17 protein-coding genes are annotated in these 15,742 nt (G+C 59.2%); 12 read left to right on the plus strand and 5 right to left on the minus strand.

What is annotated here, in order from left to right; all coding sequences use genetic code 11:
• The first annotated feature begins 7 nt into the window (after window positions 1-7).
• Entirely contained in the window at window positions 8-1,237 is a 1,230-nt protein-coding gene (locus tag PSPTO_RS11735; RefSeq protein ID WP_011103920.1) for a DUF917 domain-containing protein, read from the plus strand.
• A complete protein-coding gene (locus tag PSPTO_RS11740) occupies window positions 1,234-1,950 on the plus strand; it encodes an aspartate/glutamate racemase family protein (RefSeq protein WP_011103921.1) in 717 nt (238 codons plus the stop codon). The genes PSPTO_RS11735 and PSPTO_RS11740 overlap by 4 nt, the downstream gene beginning before the upstream one ends.
• Window positions 1,951-2,017: 67 nt before the next feature.
• Here the strand turns inward: PSPTO_RS11740 and PSPTO_RS11745 are convergent, their stop codons facing one another.
• Window positions 2,018-2,959 carry a hypothetical protein gene (locus PSPTO_RS11745; protein ID WP_046463436.1) on the minus strand — a complete coding sequence of 314 codons (942 nt, stop codon included), beginning with the start codon at window positions 2,957-2,959 and terminating at the stop codon, window positions 2,018-2,020.
• A gap of 126 nt (window positions 2,960-3,085) precedes the next feature.
• On the opposite strand from PSPTO_RS11745, the gene PSPTO_RS11750 reads away from it, so the two are divergent.
• The 3 genes from PSPTO_RS11750 to greB all read left to right on the plus strand — a co-directional run bounded on the left by PSPTO_RS11750 (window position 3,086) and on the right by greB (window position 4,750).
• Window positions 3,086-3,466 carry a hypothetical protein gene (locus PSPTO_RS11750; RefSeq protein ID WP_005765752.1) on the plus strand — a complete coding sequence of 127 codons (381 nt, stop codon included), beginning with the start codon at window positions 3,086-3,088 and terminating at the stop codon, window positions 3,464-3,466.
• A gap of 434 nt (window positions 3,467-3,900) precedes the next feature.
• Window positions 3,901-4,230: a hypothetical protein gene (locus tag PSPTO_RS11755; protein WP_003379830.1), complete on the plus strand. Its 330-nt coding sequence runs from the start codon at window positions 3,901-3,903 to the stop codon at window positions 4,228-4,230.
• Window positions 4,231-4,276: 46 nt separating this feature from the next.
• Window positions 4,277-4,750, plus strand: coding sequence for a transcription elongation factor GreB (greB, locus tag PSPTO_RS11760; protein ID WP_005617338.1), 474 nt, complete (start codon window positions 4,277-4,279; stop codon window positions 4,748-4,750).
• A 277-nt stretch (window positions 4,751-5,027) separates the two neighbouring features.
• On the opposite strand, the gene PSPTO_RS11765 is transcribed toward greB, so the two are convergent.
• Window positions 5,028-7,544 carry an ABC transporter permease gene (locus PSPTO_RS11765; protein WP_005765750.1) on the minus strand — a complete coding sequence of 839 codons (2,517 nt, stop codon included), beginning with the start codon at window positions 7,542-7,544 and terminating at the stop codon, window positions 5,028-5,030.
• A complete protein-coding gene (locus tag PSPTO_RS11770) occupies window positions 7,544-8,227 on the minus strand; it encodes an ABC transporter ATP-binding protein (RefSeq protein ID WP_011103923.1) in 684 nt (227 codons plus the stop codon). Before PSPTO_RS11770 ends, PSPTO_RS11765 begins: the two co-directional genes overlap by 1 nt.
• A 10-nt stretch (window positions 8,228-8,237) precedes the next feature.
• On the opposite strand from PSPTO_RS11770, the gene PSPTO_RS11775 reads away from it, so the two are divergent.
• The 3 genes from PSPTO_RS11775 (at window position 8,238) to PSPTO_RS11785 (ending at window position 10,255) form a co-directional block, all read left to right on the plus strand.
• Window positions 8,238-8,843, plus strand: coding sequence for an arylesterase (locus PSPTO_RS11775; RefSeq protein ID WP_011103924.1), 606 nt, complete (start codon window positions 8,238-8,240; stop codon window positions 8,841-8,843).
• 56 nt (window positions 8,844-8,899) lie between these two features.
• Complete coding sequence (locus PSPTO_RS11780) at window positions 8,900-9,181, plus strand: hypothetical protein (RefSeq protein WP_002553016.1); 282 nt, start codon at window positions 8,900-8,902, stop codon at window positions 9,179-9,181.
• A 108-nt stretch (window positions 9,182-9,289) separates the two neighbouring features.
• Window positions 9,290-10,255: a L,D-transpeptidase family protein gene (locus PSPTO_RS11785; protein WP_011103925.1), complete on the plus strand. Its 966-nt coding sequence runs from the start codon at window positions 9,290-9,292 to the stop codon at window positions 10,253-10,255.
• Window positions 10,256-10,811: 556 nt separating this feature from the next.
• On the opposite strand, the gene oprI is transcribed toward PSPTO_RS11785, so the two are convergent.
• Window positions 10,812-11,063 carry an outer membrane lipoprotei OprI gene (oprI, locus tag PSPTO_RS11790; RefSeq protein ID WP_002553018.1) on the minus strand — a complete coding sequence of 84 codons (252 nt, stop codon included), beginning with the start codon at window positions 11,061-11,063 and terminating at the stop codon, window positions 10,812-10,814.
• A gap of 472 nt (window positions 11,064-11,535) precedes the next feature.
• Between oprI and PSPTO_RS11795 the strand changes: the two genes are divergently transcribed.
• Window positions 11,536-11,823, plus strand: a complete 288-nt coding sequence (locus PSPTO_RS11795; protein ID WP_003382493.1) for a GNAT family N-acetyltransferase — start codon at window positions 11,536-11,538, stop codon at window positions 11,821-11,823.
• 86 nt (window positions 11,824-11,909) lie between these two features.
• Here PSPTO_RS11795 and PSPTO_RS11800 read toward each other — a convergent pair whose 3' ends face one another.
• The gene (locus PSPTO_RS11800; protein ID WP_003382491.1) at window positions 11,910-12,986 is read right to left on the minus strand and encodes a 3-deoxy-7-phosphoheptulonate synthase; all 1,077 of its coding nucleotides are present in this window, start codon (window positions 12,984-12,986) and stop codon (window positions 11,910-11,912) included.
• Window positions 12,987-13,229: 243 nt separating this feature from the next.
• Here PSPTO_RS11800 and PSPTO_RS11805 point away from each other — a divergent pair, with 243 nt between their 5' ends.
• The 3 genes from PSPTO_RS11805 to PSPTO_RS11815 all read left to right on the plus strand — a co-directional run bounded on the left by PSPTO_RS11805 (window position 13,230) and on the right by PSPTO_RS11815 (window position 15,707).
• Entirely contained in the window at window positions 13,230-14,201 is a 972-nt protein-coding gene (locus PSPTO_RS11805; RefSeq protein ID WP_011103928.1) for a putative 2-dehydropantoate 2-reductase, read from the plus strand.
• A 3-nt stretch (window positions 14,202-14,204) separates the two neighbouring features.
• On the plus strand, window positions 14,205-15,125 hold the full coding sequence (locus tag PSPTO_RS11810) for a 5'-nucleotidase (protein ID WP_005617359.1): 921 nt from the start codon (window positions 14,205-14,207) through the stop codon (window positions 15,123-15,125).
• 78 nt (window positions 15,126-15,203) lie between these two features.
• Complete coding sequence (locus tag PSPTO_RS11815) at window positions 15,204-15,707, plus strand: universal stress protein (protein ID WP_011103929.1); 504 nt, start codon at window positions 15,204-15,206, stop codon at window positions 15,705-15,707.
• Window positions 15,708-15,742 lie beyond the last annotated feature (35 nt).

Here is a 15,742-nt window from a genome sequence, read left to right on the forward strand (position 1 = left end):
AACCACGATGGCATTTGTACTCAATGGTCAGGATCTGGATGCGCTTGCGACGGGTGGGTGTTTTTTCGGCAGTGGAGGCGGGGGCACGCTTTCATCTGCCAAAGGGCTGCTAAGGCATTTCAACAAGGGGGCTTATTATCCGGCTGATCAGGTGACGGTGGTGACGGTCGATGAAGCGGTCAGCGCAGCCGAAGGCGATGCCGTCATGGTTGCGTACATGGGCTCGCCACAGGCAATCAATGGCTCGTCCTATCCCGAAGGTCCCGTGGGCGCTGCCGAAAACATACAGGGCAAACTGGCTACTCAAGGCCGCAAGCTTGCCTACATTGTCCCGCCAGAAAGCGGCGCGCTTGGGTTTGTGGTTGCGTGCCTGGTTGCTGTGCGGCTTGGTTTGAAAGTCATTGACGCCGACGGCGCAGGGCGAGCTGTGCCTTCGCTGCCCATGCTGACTTATGCGGCGGCCGCGATTTCGCCAAGACCGGCAGTGCTGGTTAGCCAGGAAGGTCTGCAGGTGGAACTCGACGTGACCCCGCGAGACGGAGAAAACGGCAGTGTCACGCACCAACAGGATGTGGCTGCGATCATTGAAAACATGATGCGGCCCATTGTTGCGGCCGCCCAGTTCAAGGAGTTCGGAGGGCTGGCGATGTGGGTAATGGCCCCGGAACAGTTCAGTGCAGCCTTGCCGATTCATGGAACGTTGTCCCGCGCTGTGAAGACGGGGCACGCCTTGGCTGCTGGTGAGCTGGACACGGCGGCACGCATGCAGGATTTCCTGAAGCGTGAATCGGGATTGCTGGCCCGCCCGATATTCACCGGGCAGTTCAAGGCGGTCGAAGTGAGCACTGGCGCGGGTTTCGATGTTGGAAAGATGCACATCGTTTCAGCCGAGGCGACGTGTACGGTGGTGTATCAGAATGAATCGATGCTCGCTTGGGACAGTCGCGCCGCTGCGCCATTGGTAACCGCTCCCGACAGCCTTGCTTATTTTGTTTCCGGCCCCGGGCAAAGTGTTTATTCCAACGGCGACGCTGTGCTTGCTGATGGCACGCTCAGCCCCAGCCTGAAAGACCGCACGGTCACGCTGTTCGCCTGGCAAGCCGATGCAGCGTTGCGAACGCCGGATGGGCAGATTCTCGCCAGCTTCATGGGGCTGTTGGCCGATATGGGGTATCTGGGGCCTTACATCAGCGTTGAAGCCATGCAGCTTGCGACAGCAGGGGAGTCTCGCCCATGAGCGCTTATCGAGTTTGTATACTTGCTCCGGTAGGCACCGATGCTTACAACGATCGTTTGATGGCGTCGATCGCTGCGGTTTTACCGCCGGACATAGCAGTGCAGGTGCGAAACCTGCCGGGTGGCAGTCCGTGCATCGAGAACCGGGGAAACCTGCTGGGGAACGGCCAGTATGTGGTGACGCAAGCCATCGAGCTGGAGAAAGAAGGCTTTGACGGGGTGTGGTTGAGCGATTTTGATATGTGTGGTGTAGAGGCGGCACGCGAGGTGATCGATATCCCTATTATTGGCGGCTTTCCTCCTTCTGCTTTCACTGCACTCGCGTTGAGTCAGCGCTTTTCAATCATCACGATTTTGCAAAGTACGCTGGCCATGCAGCGTGGTCACATAGCCGCTTACGGCCTGAGCGAATCTTTCGCGTCTATCAGGGCCATTGATTGTCCGGTTCCGCAATTGTCGAACATTGACGTGGTGGTCGCCAAAACCGTCGAGCAGGCCTTGCTGGCTGTTCGGGAAGAGGGTGCGCAGTCGATTCTGCTGGGCTGTACCGGGTTTGTCGGCGTTGCCGAGCGTGTGGCAGAAGTGCTGGAGGAAACGTTGGGGGCTTATGTGCCGGTGATTGATCCCAATCAGGCAGGTTTCAGCTTTCTTGTGTCATTGGTGCGCATGCGGCTCAGGCCCGGCAGGTTGTGTTACAGCAAGGCCAGTCAATAACGCAAAAAAGCTGAAAGGCGAGGGTATCGCCTTTCAGCAGGCTTACAGCCAGGCTGAGCCTATTGAATCAGCTAAAGGTGGCCGTGTTACCGTTGAGGGCCGTGCACATATAGCCCAGTGGATGACCGCCGTTATGACGCACCTGATATTCGTGATGAACGGTTAGACCTGCCGGGTTAGTCAGGTTGGTCACAGCGAATGGGGTGTTGAAATGGTCTGCGTGCCCGAGGGAAATAGTAGCAGTTCCCGCTTCATTCAGTATTTCAGTATTCAGATCGACAGCATTGACGATGTGTTGGCCCAGATGATCGGTTTCCAGGACTGTCACGCTTGCCATACGGTTGACGGTCCACGTGCCATCCGCGTTGTAACTGACATCGAAGGTAGTAAAGCCAGTGGTGGCGTCGCACAATGCGGCGTCGATCGACGCACTGGTAAAGTTCATTACTGTGCCAGCCGTATAAGTACCCGTTTGCACGTAGAACTTAAGAATCGGTTGGCAATCCAGATTGGTGGTTGGCTCCAACGTCACGAAGTTGGACAACACGACAGAGCCGCCTGCGATTTTGACAGCGGAGCCGCCGTTGTATTGTTTTAGCGCAGGATTATAGGTCGGCACTTTGATTCGAAAGGCACCGGCCTGCACGGCAGGCACATTGGCAGGCACCGACAGGCCGAGAGCTGGAAGTACCTGCATGGTCGTAGCGTTGTTAGTTGCAGCACCGCCTGCCGCAGTTGTCAGGTCGATGGGCTGAATCGCTGAACTGAATCCTGAGGGCTGGCCTAACGCAGGAGGCTCGGTTCTCTGTTGAGCGCCTGCGTAATATTGCAGGTTCAGTAAAAAGCTGTAAGAGCTACCACCTTGAGCGGTGGGAAGGATAGGCGTCGATAACAAACTGTTGGAGTAGACCTCAGGTCCTCCGGTATAAGCAGCTGGCTGCTGGAAGAAGTAAAGGTTTTGCAGGTTTTGACTATTGTTAACAACGTTGATTCTGATCAGGATTGCCATTGGGTATACCGTCCTTAGAGTGAATAGCCAAACGTCATGCGAGCGCAGACCGTTTAAAGCATCGAGCAGGTGTTGGGTGTAGCGTCTGGAGTCAGGCAGCACGGGTGCTGTGTATTCAAGCCGCCGATGAAGAGTGATCCTGTTGTTGATAAAAAACCGTATCAGTTTGGTATCTCTCAGGACTTTAATCGTCAGCGCTCAGTTTATGAGTTCGATATGCCCGCCATATTTCATTATTTCCTGCCTCAAGCACTCCAGTACGGTGACACCGGTGTGTCCCGGCGGCATGCTTACATGCAGGACATGTATCGCGCCTGGAAAGACCCGTGCGACGTCATGTGGGTGATGGCGTTGTTCGACAGGACAAAGCAGGCTGCTCAGTGCGATGCCATAACACTCGGCGAAGTGACGAGCCGTTCTGTGCAATACAGGGCGTCCGGCCTCGGCTCTTTTGATGGACGCAATCGAAATGCACAATCGCCTGTCCTGGCAATGCAGCGCCAGTGACTCTTGGCTGTGACCGGCGTCCTTGCGAAGTTTTTTCAGTTGGTCGGTATTGAGTCTGACTCGGCCATCACTGTCTATTGCCGCATTTATCGTATGGGCCGCTGTCATAATGCTCTCCGTGTTAATGAAGATAAGAACCCCTGGGGTGCATCCAATCAGCAAGTGTCATGCCGTTTTTCAATACACTGATTTAATTGATAAAAACTTTCGCCTTTCAATTTTTCAAACAAAAGTGGACGAAATCGACCACTTGAAACTCTACGAGTGGCCGGGTTTGTCCATAGAGTCGCGCCGTGCAGGCCCTTTTCTGATCAGTGGGTGCAGGGCTTGGCTGGATAGCGACCTTGAGTAATGTAGAAGGCATATTGCTGGCCCCCGGCATTTGATCTGACAGGCAAAATCGCCGCCTTATCAAAGGATTAGGTGGTTATCGCATGCGTTTGGTTTATTGTGCTGTAGCGTGCTTGACGCTTTGCGGGCTGGCTTTTTCCGTTCAGGCCAGAAACGCGACGGAAAACGAGCGTTATCTGTGCCGTTGGGGTTCGACCATTGCCGGCGGTGCTCAGGCTTCCAAGCTGTCGGGCGTGACGCGCTATGGCGCGCGGCAGAAGCTTCAGGCGCGCAAGTTCGTCAAACAGTGGATGCGCCCTATGGCCTTACGCATCACCGAGCAGACCTACGACAGCGAATCGCGTTTGAAGCCTGATGCGGTCAGCAAGGTGTACTACGATGGCTGCATCCAGCACGAGGTGGCGCGTCGTTAACCCTTGATTGCCCGTTGAATTGATTGTTGCGGGGCCGGAGAACGTCTTGAGTACAAAAATCATCACCCAGGGCGGACACGAAGCCCTGAAGAAAGAACTCGACTATCTGTGGCGAGAGCACCGGCCCGACATCACCCAGAAAGTCGCTTGGGCAGCGTCGCTGGGGGATCGCAGCGAAAACGCGGATTACCAGTACAACAAGAAGCTGCTGCGCGAGATCGACCGACGTGTGCGCTACTTGCGCAAGCGCCTGGAAGACATGCGTGTGGTCCAGTATTCGCCGGAACAGGAGGGTCGGGTATTTTTCGGTGCCTGGGTCGAGATCGAGAACGAAGCGGGCGACCTGAAGAAATTTCGCGTTGTTGGCTACGACGAGATCTACGGTCGCAACGACTACATTTCCATCGACTCGCCCATGGCCCGCGCCTTGTTGAAAAAGGAAGTGGGCGACGAGGTGCTGGTCAACACGCCGGAGGGCGAGAAGCTCTGGTTTGTGAATTCGATTGTTTATGAGCGGTGAGGCTGGACGCAGAGTGTCCGGATCAGTGTCAGGGCGAAGGAACCCGACGAAGTCGGGCCGGAAACGGAGCTGGGATTTTGCTTGCTTTGATCCTTCAAAGTCAGTCGCTCAGGGGCGAAAAGGTGACTTGAGCCGTAAACAAACATCACTGACATCGCAGAACCGCTGTGTGACGCAGAGCGTCACGAACTGCATACCGACGCGGAGCATCGGCACGATAGTCAATTCCTGACGCGTTGCGCATAACGCGGAGCACCGCCCAGCTTCTCGCCTCAACTCAACCCTCGCGCAGCACGGTCAGCGGGCTGACGTTCAGCGCGCGTCGAGTACCGAATACGCCGGCGCCGCCGACCAGCAGCGCGCCGATCACCGGCAACAGCAGCAACCAGGGGTGCGGTTGCCATTCCAGGGAAAAGGCGTAGCGGTACAACACGAAGCTCACCAGCTCGCAACCCAGCGCAGCCAGCACGCCACTGGCAGCACCCAGCAAGCCGAATTCGATGCGTCGCGACTTGATCAGCAATGCCCGTCTTGCGCCCAGCGCCCGCAGCAGCGCGCCCTGACGTATTCGTTCATCCAGGGTCGCCTGCAACCCTGAAAACAGCACGGCAATACCTGCCGCCAGCACAAACAGCAGCACGAACTGCACAGCGAGGGTGACTTGATCGAGAATGCTGCGCACCTGCGCCAGCAGCGCCTCGACACCCAGAATGCTGATTGACGGGTAGGCCCGTGACAGCTCGACAATCTGCTTGTCCTGGCCGGGAGGCAGATAGAAGCTGGTCAGGTAAGTGGTCGGCAAATCGGCCAGTGTGCCTGGCTGGAAGATCATGAAGAAGTTGGGCTGGAAGGTGTCCCAGTTCACCTCCCTCAAGCTGGTGACCTGCGCCTCGCGGGTAAGTCCGCCGACGATGAAGCTCAAACGGTCGCCCAGTTTGATCTGCAGGCTGTCGGCCAGTTTGGCCTCAATCGACACACCAGGCGTCACGTTGTTCTGGCCGTCAGCGGGCAGGTCTTTCCACCAGGTGCCAGCGGTCAGGGTATTGCCCTCGGGCAAGTCGGCAGCCCAGGTCAGGCTCAGGTCCCGGCGTGTGGCGTTCTCGCCACGCGAGTCCTTGGTGACGAAACTGCTCACCGGTTCGCCATTGATGCTGGTCAGGCGTCCCGGTACCACCGGATACAGCGGGGCAGAGTGGGTGGACAGCTTGCTCAGCGTCTGGGCGAAGTTGTCCTTGTCGGCGGGCAGCACATTGAGCACGAAGTAGTTTGGCGCATCCTTGGGCAGCTGGTTCTGCCAGGTGTCGAGCAACTCGCCACGCAGCAGCGCGATCAAGCCCATCGACAGCAGGATCAGCCCGAAGGCCAGCGACTGACCGGCAGCGGCCAGCGGGTAACGCAGCAGTTGCCCCAGACCCAGTCGCCACGGCAGCGACGCCCCGGCCAGCAAGCGGCGCAGGCTGTTGAGTGCCAGCAGCAACAGGCTGCCCAGTATCAGCGCAGCGACCACGCCACCGCCCAGCAGGGCGAATGTCAGCACCAGGTCCAGGCTCAGGCGCCACATGATCAGGCCCAGCGCGAGCAGCGCCGCGCCATACACCAGCCATGAACTGGCGGGAATCGGCAGCATGTCCCGGCGCAAAACGCGTAAAGGCGGCACGCGGCCCAATGCCGCGAGTGGCGGCAGGGCGAAACCGGCCAGCGCCACCAGCCCGGTGCCCATGCCTGCCAGCGCAGGCAAGAGGCCTCCCGGTGGCACGCTGGCCGGCAGCAGGTTTTGCAACAGGGCGAACAGCCCCAATTGTGCCAGCCAGCCGAGCAGTGCGCCGCTCAGGCTGGCCAGCAGGCCGATGATCGCCAGTTGCAGGCTGAACAATGTCATGGTTTCGCCGCGCGACAGGCCCAGGCAGCGGAGCAGGGCGCTGGCATCGAAACGCCGTGCAGCGAATCGGGACGCCGACAGTGCAACAGCGACGCCTGCCAGCAGCACTGCGACCAGGCTCGCCATATTCAGGTAGCGTTCGGCTTTGCCCAGTGCGCCACCAATCTGCTGGCTGCCGTCGCGGGCGTCTTTTATTTCCTGGTGCGGTTCAAGGCCTGGTTCGATGGCCTTGCGGTAGGTGGCCAGCGCCTCTGGCGGGCCGCTCCACATTTCCCGGTAGCTGACCCGGCTGCCCGGCTGCACCACACCGGTGGCGGCCAGATCCTGCAGGTTGATCATCACCCGTGGGGTGAGGCTGTAGAAGTTGCCGGCGCGGTCCGGCTCGTAGGTCAGCACGCGGGTCAGTTTCAAGGTCTTGGCGCCAACGTCGATGTCGTCGCCAATCTTCAAGTCCACCGCAGGAAACAGCCGCGCCTCGGCCCAGGCTTCACCGGGTTTCGGGCCGCTGCCGGCCTGCTCGGTCTGATACAGGTCCGGTGCGCTTTTCAGTTCGCCGCGTAACGGGTAGGCATCATCCACGGCCTTGATGCTCGACAGCTGGATCCCGGCATCGGTGGCGATCACACTGGAAAAGACCACAATCTGCGCATGCTTGAGCTGCAGGCGTGTGCCTTCTTCAATCTGCTCTGCGCGTGCCGGGCTTGAGCCTTCGACAACCAGATCAGCGCCGAGAAACTCGGTCGCCCGCAACAGCATCGCGCCGTTCAGGCGCGCACCGAAGTAGCCGATAGCGGTGCTGGCAGCCACGGCCACCAGCAATGCAAAGAATAAAACACGTAATTCACCGGCGCGGGCATCGCGCAACAGTTGGCGTGTGGCAAGGCTCAGCAGACGGGCAAAAGGCAAACGTGCCATCAAGGCTCCAGCGGGGCGACCAGGCGGCCCCCTTCAAGACGGATCAGACGGCGGCAGCGATGGGCGAGGCGCTCATCGTGGGTGACCAGCACCAGCGTGGTGTTGCGTTCCTTGTTCAGTTCGAACAGCAGGTCGCTGATGCGCTCGCCGGTGTGACTGTCCAGGTTGCCGGTAGGTTCGTCGGCAAACAAAACGTGCGGATCGGCGGCGAAAGCGCGGGCAATCGCCACGCGTTGCTGTTCGCCTCCGGACAACTGGCGTGGTGTGTGGGTCAGGCGCTTGCCCAACCCCACGCGCTCCAGCAGGTCGCGGGCTTTTTCGCGGGCGTCCTTGCGGCCTTCGAGCTCCATCGGCAGCATGACGTTTTCCAGTGCATTCAGGCTGTCGAGCAACTGGAATGACTGAAAGACAAACCCGACGTGCTCGGCGCGCACTCTGGCGCGCTGGTCTTCATCCAGCTCGCTGAGGTTGCGGCCTGACAGGATGACGGAACCGGCGCTGGGCAGGTCGAGCCCGGCGAGCAACCCGAGCAGCGTAGATTTGCCCGAGCCGGAGGCACCGACGATGGCCAGCGTGTCGCCCTTGTTTAGTTCCAGGGAGAGTTCGTGCAGGATGGTAAGGTCACCTTCGGTGCTGGGGACCACTTTGCTGAGGTTTTGGGCACTGAGAATACTTTCACTCATGGAGAATCCGATGCGTGCGTGGTTTTTAAGTGCTGGCCTGGGGTTGTTGCTGCTGTCACAGGGGGCGATGGCGGGCACAGTCTTGATCGTTGGGGATAGTATCAGTGCGGCTTTCGGCCTGGATACCCGTGTGGGGTGGGTCAGCCTGCTTGAACAGCGGCTCAAGGCCGAGGGATACACCGACAAGGTGGTCAATGCGTCGATCAGCGGCGACACCAGTGCCGGGGGCCAGGCGCGTCTGCCTGCGCTGCTTGCAGAGCATAAGCCCGCGCTGGTCATTCTCGAATTGGGTGGCAACGACGGGTTGCGTGGCCAGCAGCCAGCTCAATTGCAACAAAACCTTTCGTCGATGATCGACAGCTCACGCGCGGCCGGTGCCAGGGTGCTATTGCTCGGTATGCAGATACCGCCCAATTACGGCCCGCGTTACACCACCGCCTTCAAAGAGGTCTACAGCCATCTGGCCGAAGAGAAAAAGGTGCCGTTCGTGCCGTTCTTTCTCGAAGGTGTCGGCGGGGTGCCCGGGTTGATGCAGGCCGATGGTCTGCATCCCGCCGCAGCGGCGCAGGGCAAGTTGCTGGAAAATGTCTGGCCGAGCCTGAAACCGCTGCTTTGAGGCTTTCCCGGGCGGGGGCTTTCGGCTAATGTGGCGCCCCCGATCTGGAGCCCCCCATGCCGCGTCCCGCCTGGTCCCTGTATGCCTATCAAATGCTTGAGCCCCATGAACAGCTGGATCTGTTCGCCTGTCAGGAAGTGCGCGTCCATCTGATCGCTCGCCAACTGGAGCTGGGCGGCTCGATTGATAGAACATTGTGTGGCACGTTGTTGCCAGCGCAGCCGCAAATGCGCGCCGTCGAGCTGCAAGCCATGCGCGATGAGCGCCTGTGCCCGTTGTGCAAGGCCATCATGGACGCGCAGCGCAGGGGGATGAATCCGATCTGGCCTGAACTTTAGCTGTCGACGCCGCGCACGGGCCTTGCGCAGATATCCCCGATCCGGCAAGTGCCGGTGTACACTTCAGCGCTTGTCTCCACAGTATCGTTACCCGAAGGATCTTCCCGGATGTTGTCGCGCATTCCAGCCGTTACCCGCTGTCTGTCGCTTGCTGCTCTGTGCACGGCGAGCTCTGTCCATGCTCTGGAGTTTCCATTGCCGCCGCCTGGCGAGGACATCGTTGGTCAGGTGCAGGTCATTCAGGCCAAATACGAAGATACCTTCGCTGACCTGGGCACTAAATACGACCTGGGCTATCTGGAAATGATCGCCGCCAACCCGGGCGTGGACCCGTGGCTGCCGGGTGCCGGCAAGGACATCGTGCTGCCGACCCGCTTCATTCTGCCGCCGGGCCCGCGCGAAGGGATTGTCATCAACCTCGCCGAATACCGCATGTATTACTACCCCAAGGGGCAGAATGTGGTGCACACCTACCCGCTGGGCGTCGGTCGTGAAGGCTGGGGTTCGCCTATCGGTGTAACCAAGGTAACGGCCAAGACCCCGAACCCGACCTGGACACCCCCTGCCTCGATCAAAGCCGAGCATGCTGCCGACGGCGATCCATTGCCCAACGTCGTGCCGGCTGGCCCGGATAACCCGCTGGGTCCGTTCAAGTTTGGTCTGGGCCTGTCCGGCTATCTGATCCACGGCTCGAACAAGAAGTTCGGCATAGGCATGCGCACCAGCCACGGCTGTTTCCGCATGTACAACAACAACGTACTGGAACTGGCCGACATGGCCCCGGTCGGCACCACGGTGCGCATCATCAGCGAGCCCTACAAATTCGGCCTCAGCGGCGGCAAGGTCTATCTTGAAGCGCACACGCCAGTCGACGACCTGGGCAACCCGTCCGTGGTCGACAAACACACCGCCGTCATCAACGCGCTGCTCAAACGTGACGATCTGGCCAACAACCTGCGCATGAACTGGGACATGGTCCGTGACGTGGTAGCAGCCGAAGACGGCATGCCGGTGGAGATTGCAGTGCCGGGGGTCGCCTCTGCGAGAGCGGAAGAACCGGTGATTTTTCAGTAGGGCGGCCAATTGCCTCTCGTGCCAGCGCGTGTTGGCAGTCGCATCTTACATCGGACGCAGAGCGTCCAGAACGGCATGCGACGCGGAGCGTCGCACGATAGTTGATAATCAAAGCGCTTTTTTTACCGCGATATCACTGACGACACCGATTGCGACGTAAGTGACGGCTGAGTCCTGACGCTGATCCGGGGGATGCGAGGCAGGACGCCGAGCAAGCCGCATTCGGGCCATGGATGGCCCGTTGCGGCGGCCCCCGGATCAGCGTCAGGGCGAAGGAACCCGACGAAGTCGGGCCGGAAACGGAGCCTGGATTTTGGTTACTTTGATTCTTCAAAGTCACTCGCCGAGGGGCGAAAAGGTGCCTCAAGTCGAACCGAAATCTCACTGACATCGCAGAGCCGCCGTGTGACGCAGAGCGTCACGAAATGCATTTCCACGCGGAGCGTGGGAACGAGCATCAAAAGCTCCGCCGTCCGCGAGCAACGACCCTGTCAAAAAAAGAATAAAAAAAAGCCGACCCGTTGCCGGATCGGCTTTCAATAACCCCGGAGGATTATTACTTGCGGCTAGCCTTGTCCAACATGCGCAGAGCGCGCTCGTTGGCTTCGTCAGCAGTCTGCTGAGCTTTTTGAGCAGCAGCCAGAGCTTCGTCAGCCTTGCGGTAGGCTTCGTCGGCACGTGCTTGCGAACGAGCAGCTGCGTCTTCGGTAGCTGTCAGACGAGCTTCGGTTTCTTTGGATACGCTGCTGCAACCGGTAGCCAGAACTGCGGCCAGAGCCAGAGCAGAGAATTTCAGAACGTTGTTCATCGTGTTCACCTTCAAGGAATTTTGTTCAAATTAGTCATCTCTCGAAAATGAGAAAACGACCGGCGTACATAGTACCCATTGTTTGTAGTAAGTAAACGGACCCAGCGCAAGAAGCTGCTAAAATTCCCGGCTTTGAAAGTGTTCCGCGTTACTTCTCAAGCGTTCTGTACAAAAACTATCCACATTTACCGGGCTCCGGTTCACTTCAGGCATTCCGTGGTCACGCCAGAACGTGTTTTCTGCCGTCACTGTGTTTGACTGCCGGTCGGCGGATTGTCATTTTCATGTGTTTTTACCTCTACCGCGCTTGAGCATCTTCAGCATTGGTGCCTACTATCCAAGCGTGCTGTTTGTCGAGATCGGCAATGCTCTTTCCGGTGTCAAAAACAGGCACTGGGTGGCGTAGATGTTCCTTCGCCGGAAAAAGATCGGTAAGGTAGGGGTCAAATTCCAAGACCCGCGAGGAGTAGCGATGAGCGAGGCGTTGTCCATCCACCATGACGAGACCGGCCATCATTTTGAAATCATTATCGACGGCCACCGTGCCTATCTGACGTATATGGATCTCGGTAAACAAACCCTGGATTTTTACCGCACCTTTGTTCCCGACGCCTTGCGTGGTCGCGGTATTGCCGCTGCCCTGACCAAACAGGCACTGGACTACGCCGACAGCATTGGCTATTCGGTCATACCGTCCTGTTCTTATGTCGAGCGTTACATGGAACTTCATGACCTGCAGTCGCAAGCGGCCAAGCTCTGATCCGGCTTTTCTGCTGATGGCACCCAGAAAAACGCCGAGCATCTGCTCGGCGTTTTCGTTACTGCACTAGATCGACTAGATACCGATCATTTACGCGTGCGCGCCGGCAGTACGCCCTTGAGCTTGGCATGCATGCTGCGCAGGGTTTTTTCAGTGCTTTCCCAGTCGATGCAGGCATCGGTGATGGAGACGCCGTACTGCAATTCCGACAGATCCTTGGGAATCGCCTGACAACCCCAGTTCAGATGGCTCTCGACCATCAGGCCGATGATCGACTCGTTGCCTTCCAGAATCTGGTTGGCGACGTTTTCCATCACCAGCGGTTGCAGGGCCGGGTCCTTGTTGGAGTTGGCGTGGCTGCAATCGACCATGATGTTGGGGCGAATGCCGGCCTTGTTCAGCGCCTGCTCGCAGAGCGCGACGCTGACCGAATCATAGTTGGGCTTGCCATTGCCACCGCGTAGCACGACGTGGCCATAGGCGTTGCCCTTGGTGGTCACGATCGACACGCCGCCTTCCTGGTTGATGCCCAGGAAGCGATGCGGGCTTGAGACCGACTGCAGAGCGTTGATGGCAACGGTCAGGCCGCCGTCGGTGCCGTTCTTGAAGCCGACGGCCGAAGACAGGCCGGAAGCCATCTCGCGGTGGGTCTGCGATTCGGTGGTGCGCGCGCCGATGGCCGACCAGCTGATCAGGTCCTGCAGGTATTGCGGGGAGATCGGGTCCAGCGCTTCGGTTGCGGTCGGCAGGCCCATTTCAGCCAGGTCCAGCAGCAGTTGGCGGCCGATGTGCAAGCCATCCTGGATCTTGAACGAGTCATCCAGGTACGGGTCGTTGATCAGGCCTTTCCAGCCCACTGTGGTGCGAGGCTTCTCGAAGTACACGCGCATGACCAGATACAGCGTGTCGGAAACTTCCGCCGCCAGTACCTTGAGGCGCTCGGCGTACTCTTTGGCCGCTTTCAGGTCGTGGATCGAGCACGGGCCGATCACGATGAACAGGCGGTGATCATTGCCATCGAGAATGTTGCGAATCACTTCGCGACCCTGGCTGACAGTCTGCAGTGCAGCGTCGGTCAGCGGGATGTCGCGCTTGAGCTGATCCGGTGTGATCAGAGTCTCGTTGGAGGCAACGTTGAGGTCGTTAATCGGTAAATCAGCCATCGTGTTACTCATCAGGTCGCGGGTACTGGCCGCCAACGGTCCCCCGTGCGGCGGTGCCCAGCAGGTTTGAGCGCAGCGGGGAGCGGAACCTTAGCGCGTTATCGCGCTGTTCGACAATAAGTAAACGAGGTATCGGGCAGGTTCGACGTGGTTGCCGGCCGAGTTGCGCCTCTGTGTTGCAAGACAAACCGCCGCCACGGATAGTGTGTGGCCTTGAATACCCGGACAGCCAAGGGAGTTTTTATGACCACTGAGCCCCATCGGCCGCGTATCGGCATCATCGGTACCGGTGCCATCGGCGGTTTTTACGGACTGATGCTGGCGCGGGCCGGTTTCGACGTGCATTTTCTGCTGCGCAGCGAGTTTGAGACCGTGGCGCACGAAGGTTTGCAGGTCAAAAGCGCCGTACACGGTGATTTACACCTCCAGCCTGTGCAGGCCTACCGCTCTGCCACCGACATGCCGCCCTGCGACTGGTTGCTGGTGGGCACCAAAAGCACCGGCAATGCCGCGTTGGGCCCGATCATCCGCCAGGTCGCCGCGCCGGATGCCAGGGTACTGCTGTTGCAGAACGGTCTGGACGTTGAAGATCAACTGCGGGCTGTGCTGCCTGATGGCCTGCACATACTGGGCGGCTTGTGCTTTGTCTGCGTGAACCGCATTGCGCCTGGCGTGGTTGCCCACCAGGCATTCGGCGCGGTCAGCGTGGGCTATCACAGCGGCCCGGCAGGCGATGAGGCGAGTCGTCTGGCCGTTGTCGAAGCATGCGCAGCGTTGTTCAAGGCTGCCGGAATCGACGCCCCCGTGATGGCCAATCTGCAACAGGCTCGCTGGCAGAAGCTGGTCTGGAATGTGCCCTACAACGGTTTGTCGGCGTTGTTGCAGGCGGGTACGACCGGGTTGATGGGCGACCCTGACAGTCGCGCGCTGATCCGCGCACTGATGGACGAAGTGGTGCAGGGCGCACAAGCCTGTGGCCATACGTTGCCGGCCGATTTCGCCCAGCACCTGTTATCAGTCACCGAAAGCATGTCGGACTACAAACCCAGCATGTACCACGATCTGGCCGAAAAGCGCCCGCTGGAGCTGGAGGCGATTTATGCCCGTCCCCTTGCGACAGCGCAGGCTGCAGGTTTTGACATGGCCCGCGTTCGCGCGCTGTATCAGGCACTGGCATTTATAGATCGTGGCAACCGTCAAGCACGCGAGGAATGATGAATGACAGAATCAGATGATCACAAACTGGTACTGGCGATTTCATCGCGGGCGCTGTTTGACCTGCGCGACAGCCATGCTGTTTACATGGCCGAAGGGGTTGAGGCGTACCGCAAGTATCAGATCGAGCACGAAGACGAGATTCTCGAGCGCGGCGATGCCTTCACCCTGGTGGAAAAACTGCTCAACCTCAATGCCAGCCTGAGCAAGGCACGCGTCGAAGTGGTGCTGGTGTCGCGCAACAGTGCCGACACCGGTTTGCGGGTCTTCAATTCCATCCAGCACTACGGGCTGGACATCGCCCGTGCAGCCTTTGCCGGCGGGCGCAGTCCTTATCCCTACCTGGCGGCGTTTGGCTGCCACCTGTTTCTCTCGACACATGCCGAAGACGTGCGCAGCGCGCTGGATGCAGGGTTTGCAGCGGCGACCATTCTTTCCGGCGGCGCCAGGCGTGCTGCCAGCGCCGAATTGCGCATTGCCTTTGATGGCGATGCGGTGTTGTTTTCCGATGAATCGGAGCGGGTCTACCAGAGTGGCGGCCTGGCTGCGTTCCAGGCCAGCGAGCGTGAATCGGCTCGCGAACCCTTGCGCGGCGGGCCGTTCAAACCGTTTCTCGCTGCGCTCAATCAATTGCAACGCGAGTTTCCCGACGCAAGCTGCCCGATCCGCACGGCGCTGGTCACGGCGCGCTCGGCACCCGCCCACGAACGGGTGATTCGCACCTTGCGCGAATGGGACATCCGTCTGGACGAGTCGCTGTTTCTCGGCGGCTTGCAGAAGTCGGCCTTCCTTGAGGCGTTCGCCGCCGATGTGTTTTTCGATGATCAGCCCGGTCACTGTGAAAAAGCGCGTGAGGTGGTAGCTACAGGCCACGTTCCGCATGGCATCAGTAACGAGATAATTCCGTTCGATGGCGGGGGCTGAGTAACCTGCCGTCGTCGCCGGCGATGCCCTGCTAAGCTCAATCGATCTCCGCCATTCTGGTTGTCCGGGAGGTTGTCTATGGTTCGTTCGATGCTGTATGCCACAGACCTCGGTCTGTACGCGCCTTATGTCATGCAGCACGCGCTGGCGCTGGCTCGAACGTTCGATGCCGGGTTGTACGTTGTCCATGTCGTTGAGCCCATGGGCCTGTTTGCCGAGTCGGTGCTGCAGAGTTATCTGGGCGAGGAGGCGTTGCAGGAACTGCACGGCAAGGGTGCCCATGCGTTCATGGAGGGCATTGAGCAGCGGATGCTCGACGGTTTTCGTGAAGAGCTGGGGGAAGGCCACAGCGACTTGTCCCTGATCCGCACAGTGCGTGTCGTTCAGGGAGAGCCGGCCAGCGTGATCATCGAGCAGGCACATAAACTGGAAGTGGATTTGCTGGTGCTCGGCCGTCACAGCGCCAGCGCGCAAGAGGGCGCGTCGATAGGTCGAACGGCCGCCAGGATTCTGCAGTCCTCCGGGGTGCCGGTGTACATGGTGCCCATTATGTCGAAAGCGTTATGTCAGAAGGGATGTTGAAGAACGGGCGAGGTAGGGAAAGGTTCAATTGGCGG

This window comes from Pseudomonas syringae pv. tomato str. DC3000 (assembly GCF_000007805.1).
GTDB classification, from domain to species: domain Bacteria; phylum Pseudomonadota; class Gammaproteobacteria; order Pseudomonadales; family Pseudomonadaceae; genus Aquipseudomonas; species Aquipseudomonas avellanae.

Coding starts and splice junctions, on each gene's coding strand:
- PSPTO_RS11785 (WP_011103925.1), top strand. CDS start 9,290: ATGTTGTCGCGCATTCCAGCCGTTACCCGCTGTCTGTCGCTTGCTGCT.
- PSPTO_RS11750 (WP_005765752.1), top strand. CDS start 3,086: ATGAAGAGTGATCCTGTTGTTGATAAAAAACCGTATCAGTTTGGTATC.
- PSPTO_RS11765 (WP_005765750.1), bottom strand. CDS start 7,544: ATGGCACGTTTGCCTTTTGCCCGTCTGCTGAGCCTTGCCACACGCCAA.
- PSPTO_RS11775 (WP_011103924.1), top strand. CDS start 8,238: ATGCGTGCGTGGTTTTTAAGTGCTGGCCTGGGGTTGTTGCTGCTGTCA.
- PSPTO_RS11780 (WP_002553016.1), top strand. CDS start 8,900: ATGCCGCGTCCCGCCTGGTCCCTGTATGCCTATCAAATGCTTGAGCCC.
- PSPTO_RS11770 (WP_011103923.1), bottom strand. CDS start 8,227: ATGAGTGAAAGTATTCTCAGTGCCCAAAACCTCAGCAAAGTGGTCCCC.
- PSPTO_RS11740 (WP_011103921.1), top strand. CDS start 1,234: ATGAGCGCTTATCGAGTTTGTATACTTGCTCCGGTAGGCACCGATGCT.
- PSPTO_RS11800 (WP_003382491.1), bottom strand. CDS start 12,986: ATGGCTGATTTACCGATTAACGACCTCAACGTTGCCTCCAACGAGACT.
- PSPTO_RS11745 (WP_046463436.1), bottom strand. CDS start 2,959: ATGGCAATCCTGATCAGAATCAACGTTGTTAACAATAGTCAAAACCTG.
- PSPTO_RS11805 (WP_011103928.1), top strand. CDS start 13,230: ATGACCACTGAGCCCCATCGGCCGCGTATCGGCATCATCGGTACCGGT.
- PSPTO_RS11815 (WP_011103929.1), top strand. CDS start 15,204: ATGGTTCGTTCGATGCTGTATGCCACAGACCTCGGTCTGTACGCGCCT.
- PSPTO_RS11795 (WP_003382493.1), top strand. CDS start 11,536: ATGAGCGAGGCGTTGTCCATCCACCATGACGAGACCGGCCATCATTTT.
- PSPTO_RS11735 (WP_011103920.1), top strand. CDS start 8: ATGGCATTTGTACTCAATGGTCAGGATCTGGATGCGCTTGCGACGGGT.
- oprI (WP_002553018.1), bottom strand. CDS start 11,063: ATGAACAACGTTCTGAAATTCTCTGCTCTGGCTCTGGCCGCAGTTCTG.
- PSPTO_RS11810 (WP_005617359.1), top strand. CDS start 14,205: ATGACAGAATCAGATGATCACAAACTGGTACTGGCGATTTCATCGCGG.
- PSPTO_RS11755 (WP_003379830.1), top strand. CDS start 3,901: ATGCGTTTGGTTTATTGTGCTGTAGCGTGCTTGACGCTTTGCGGGCTG.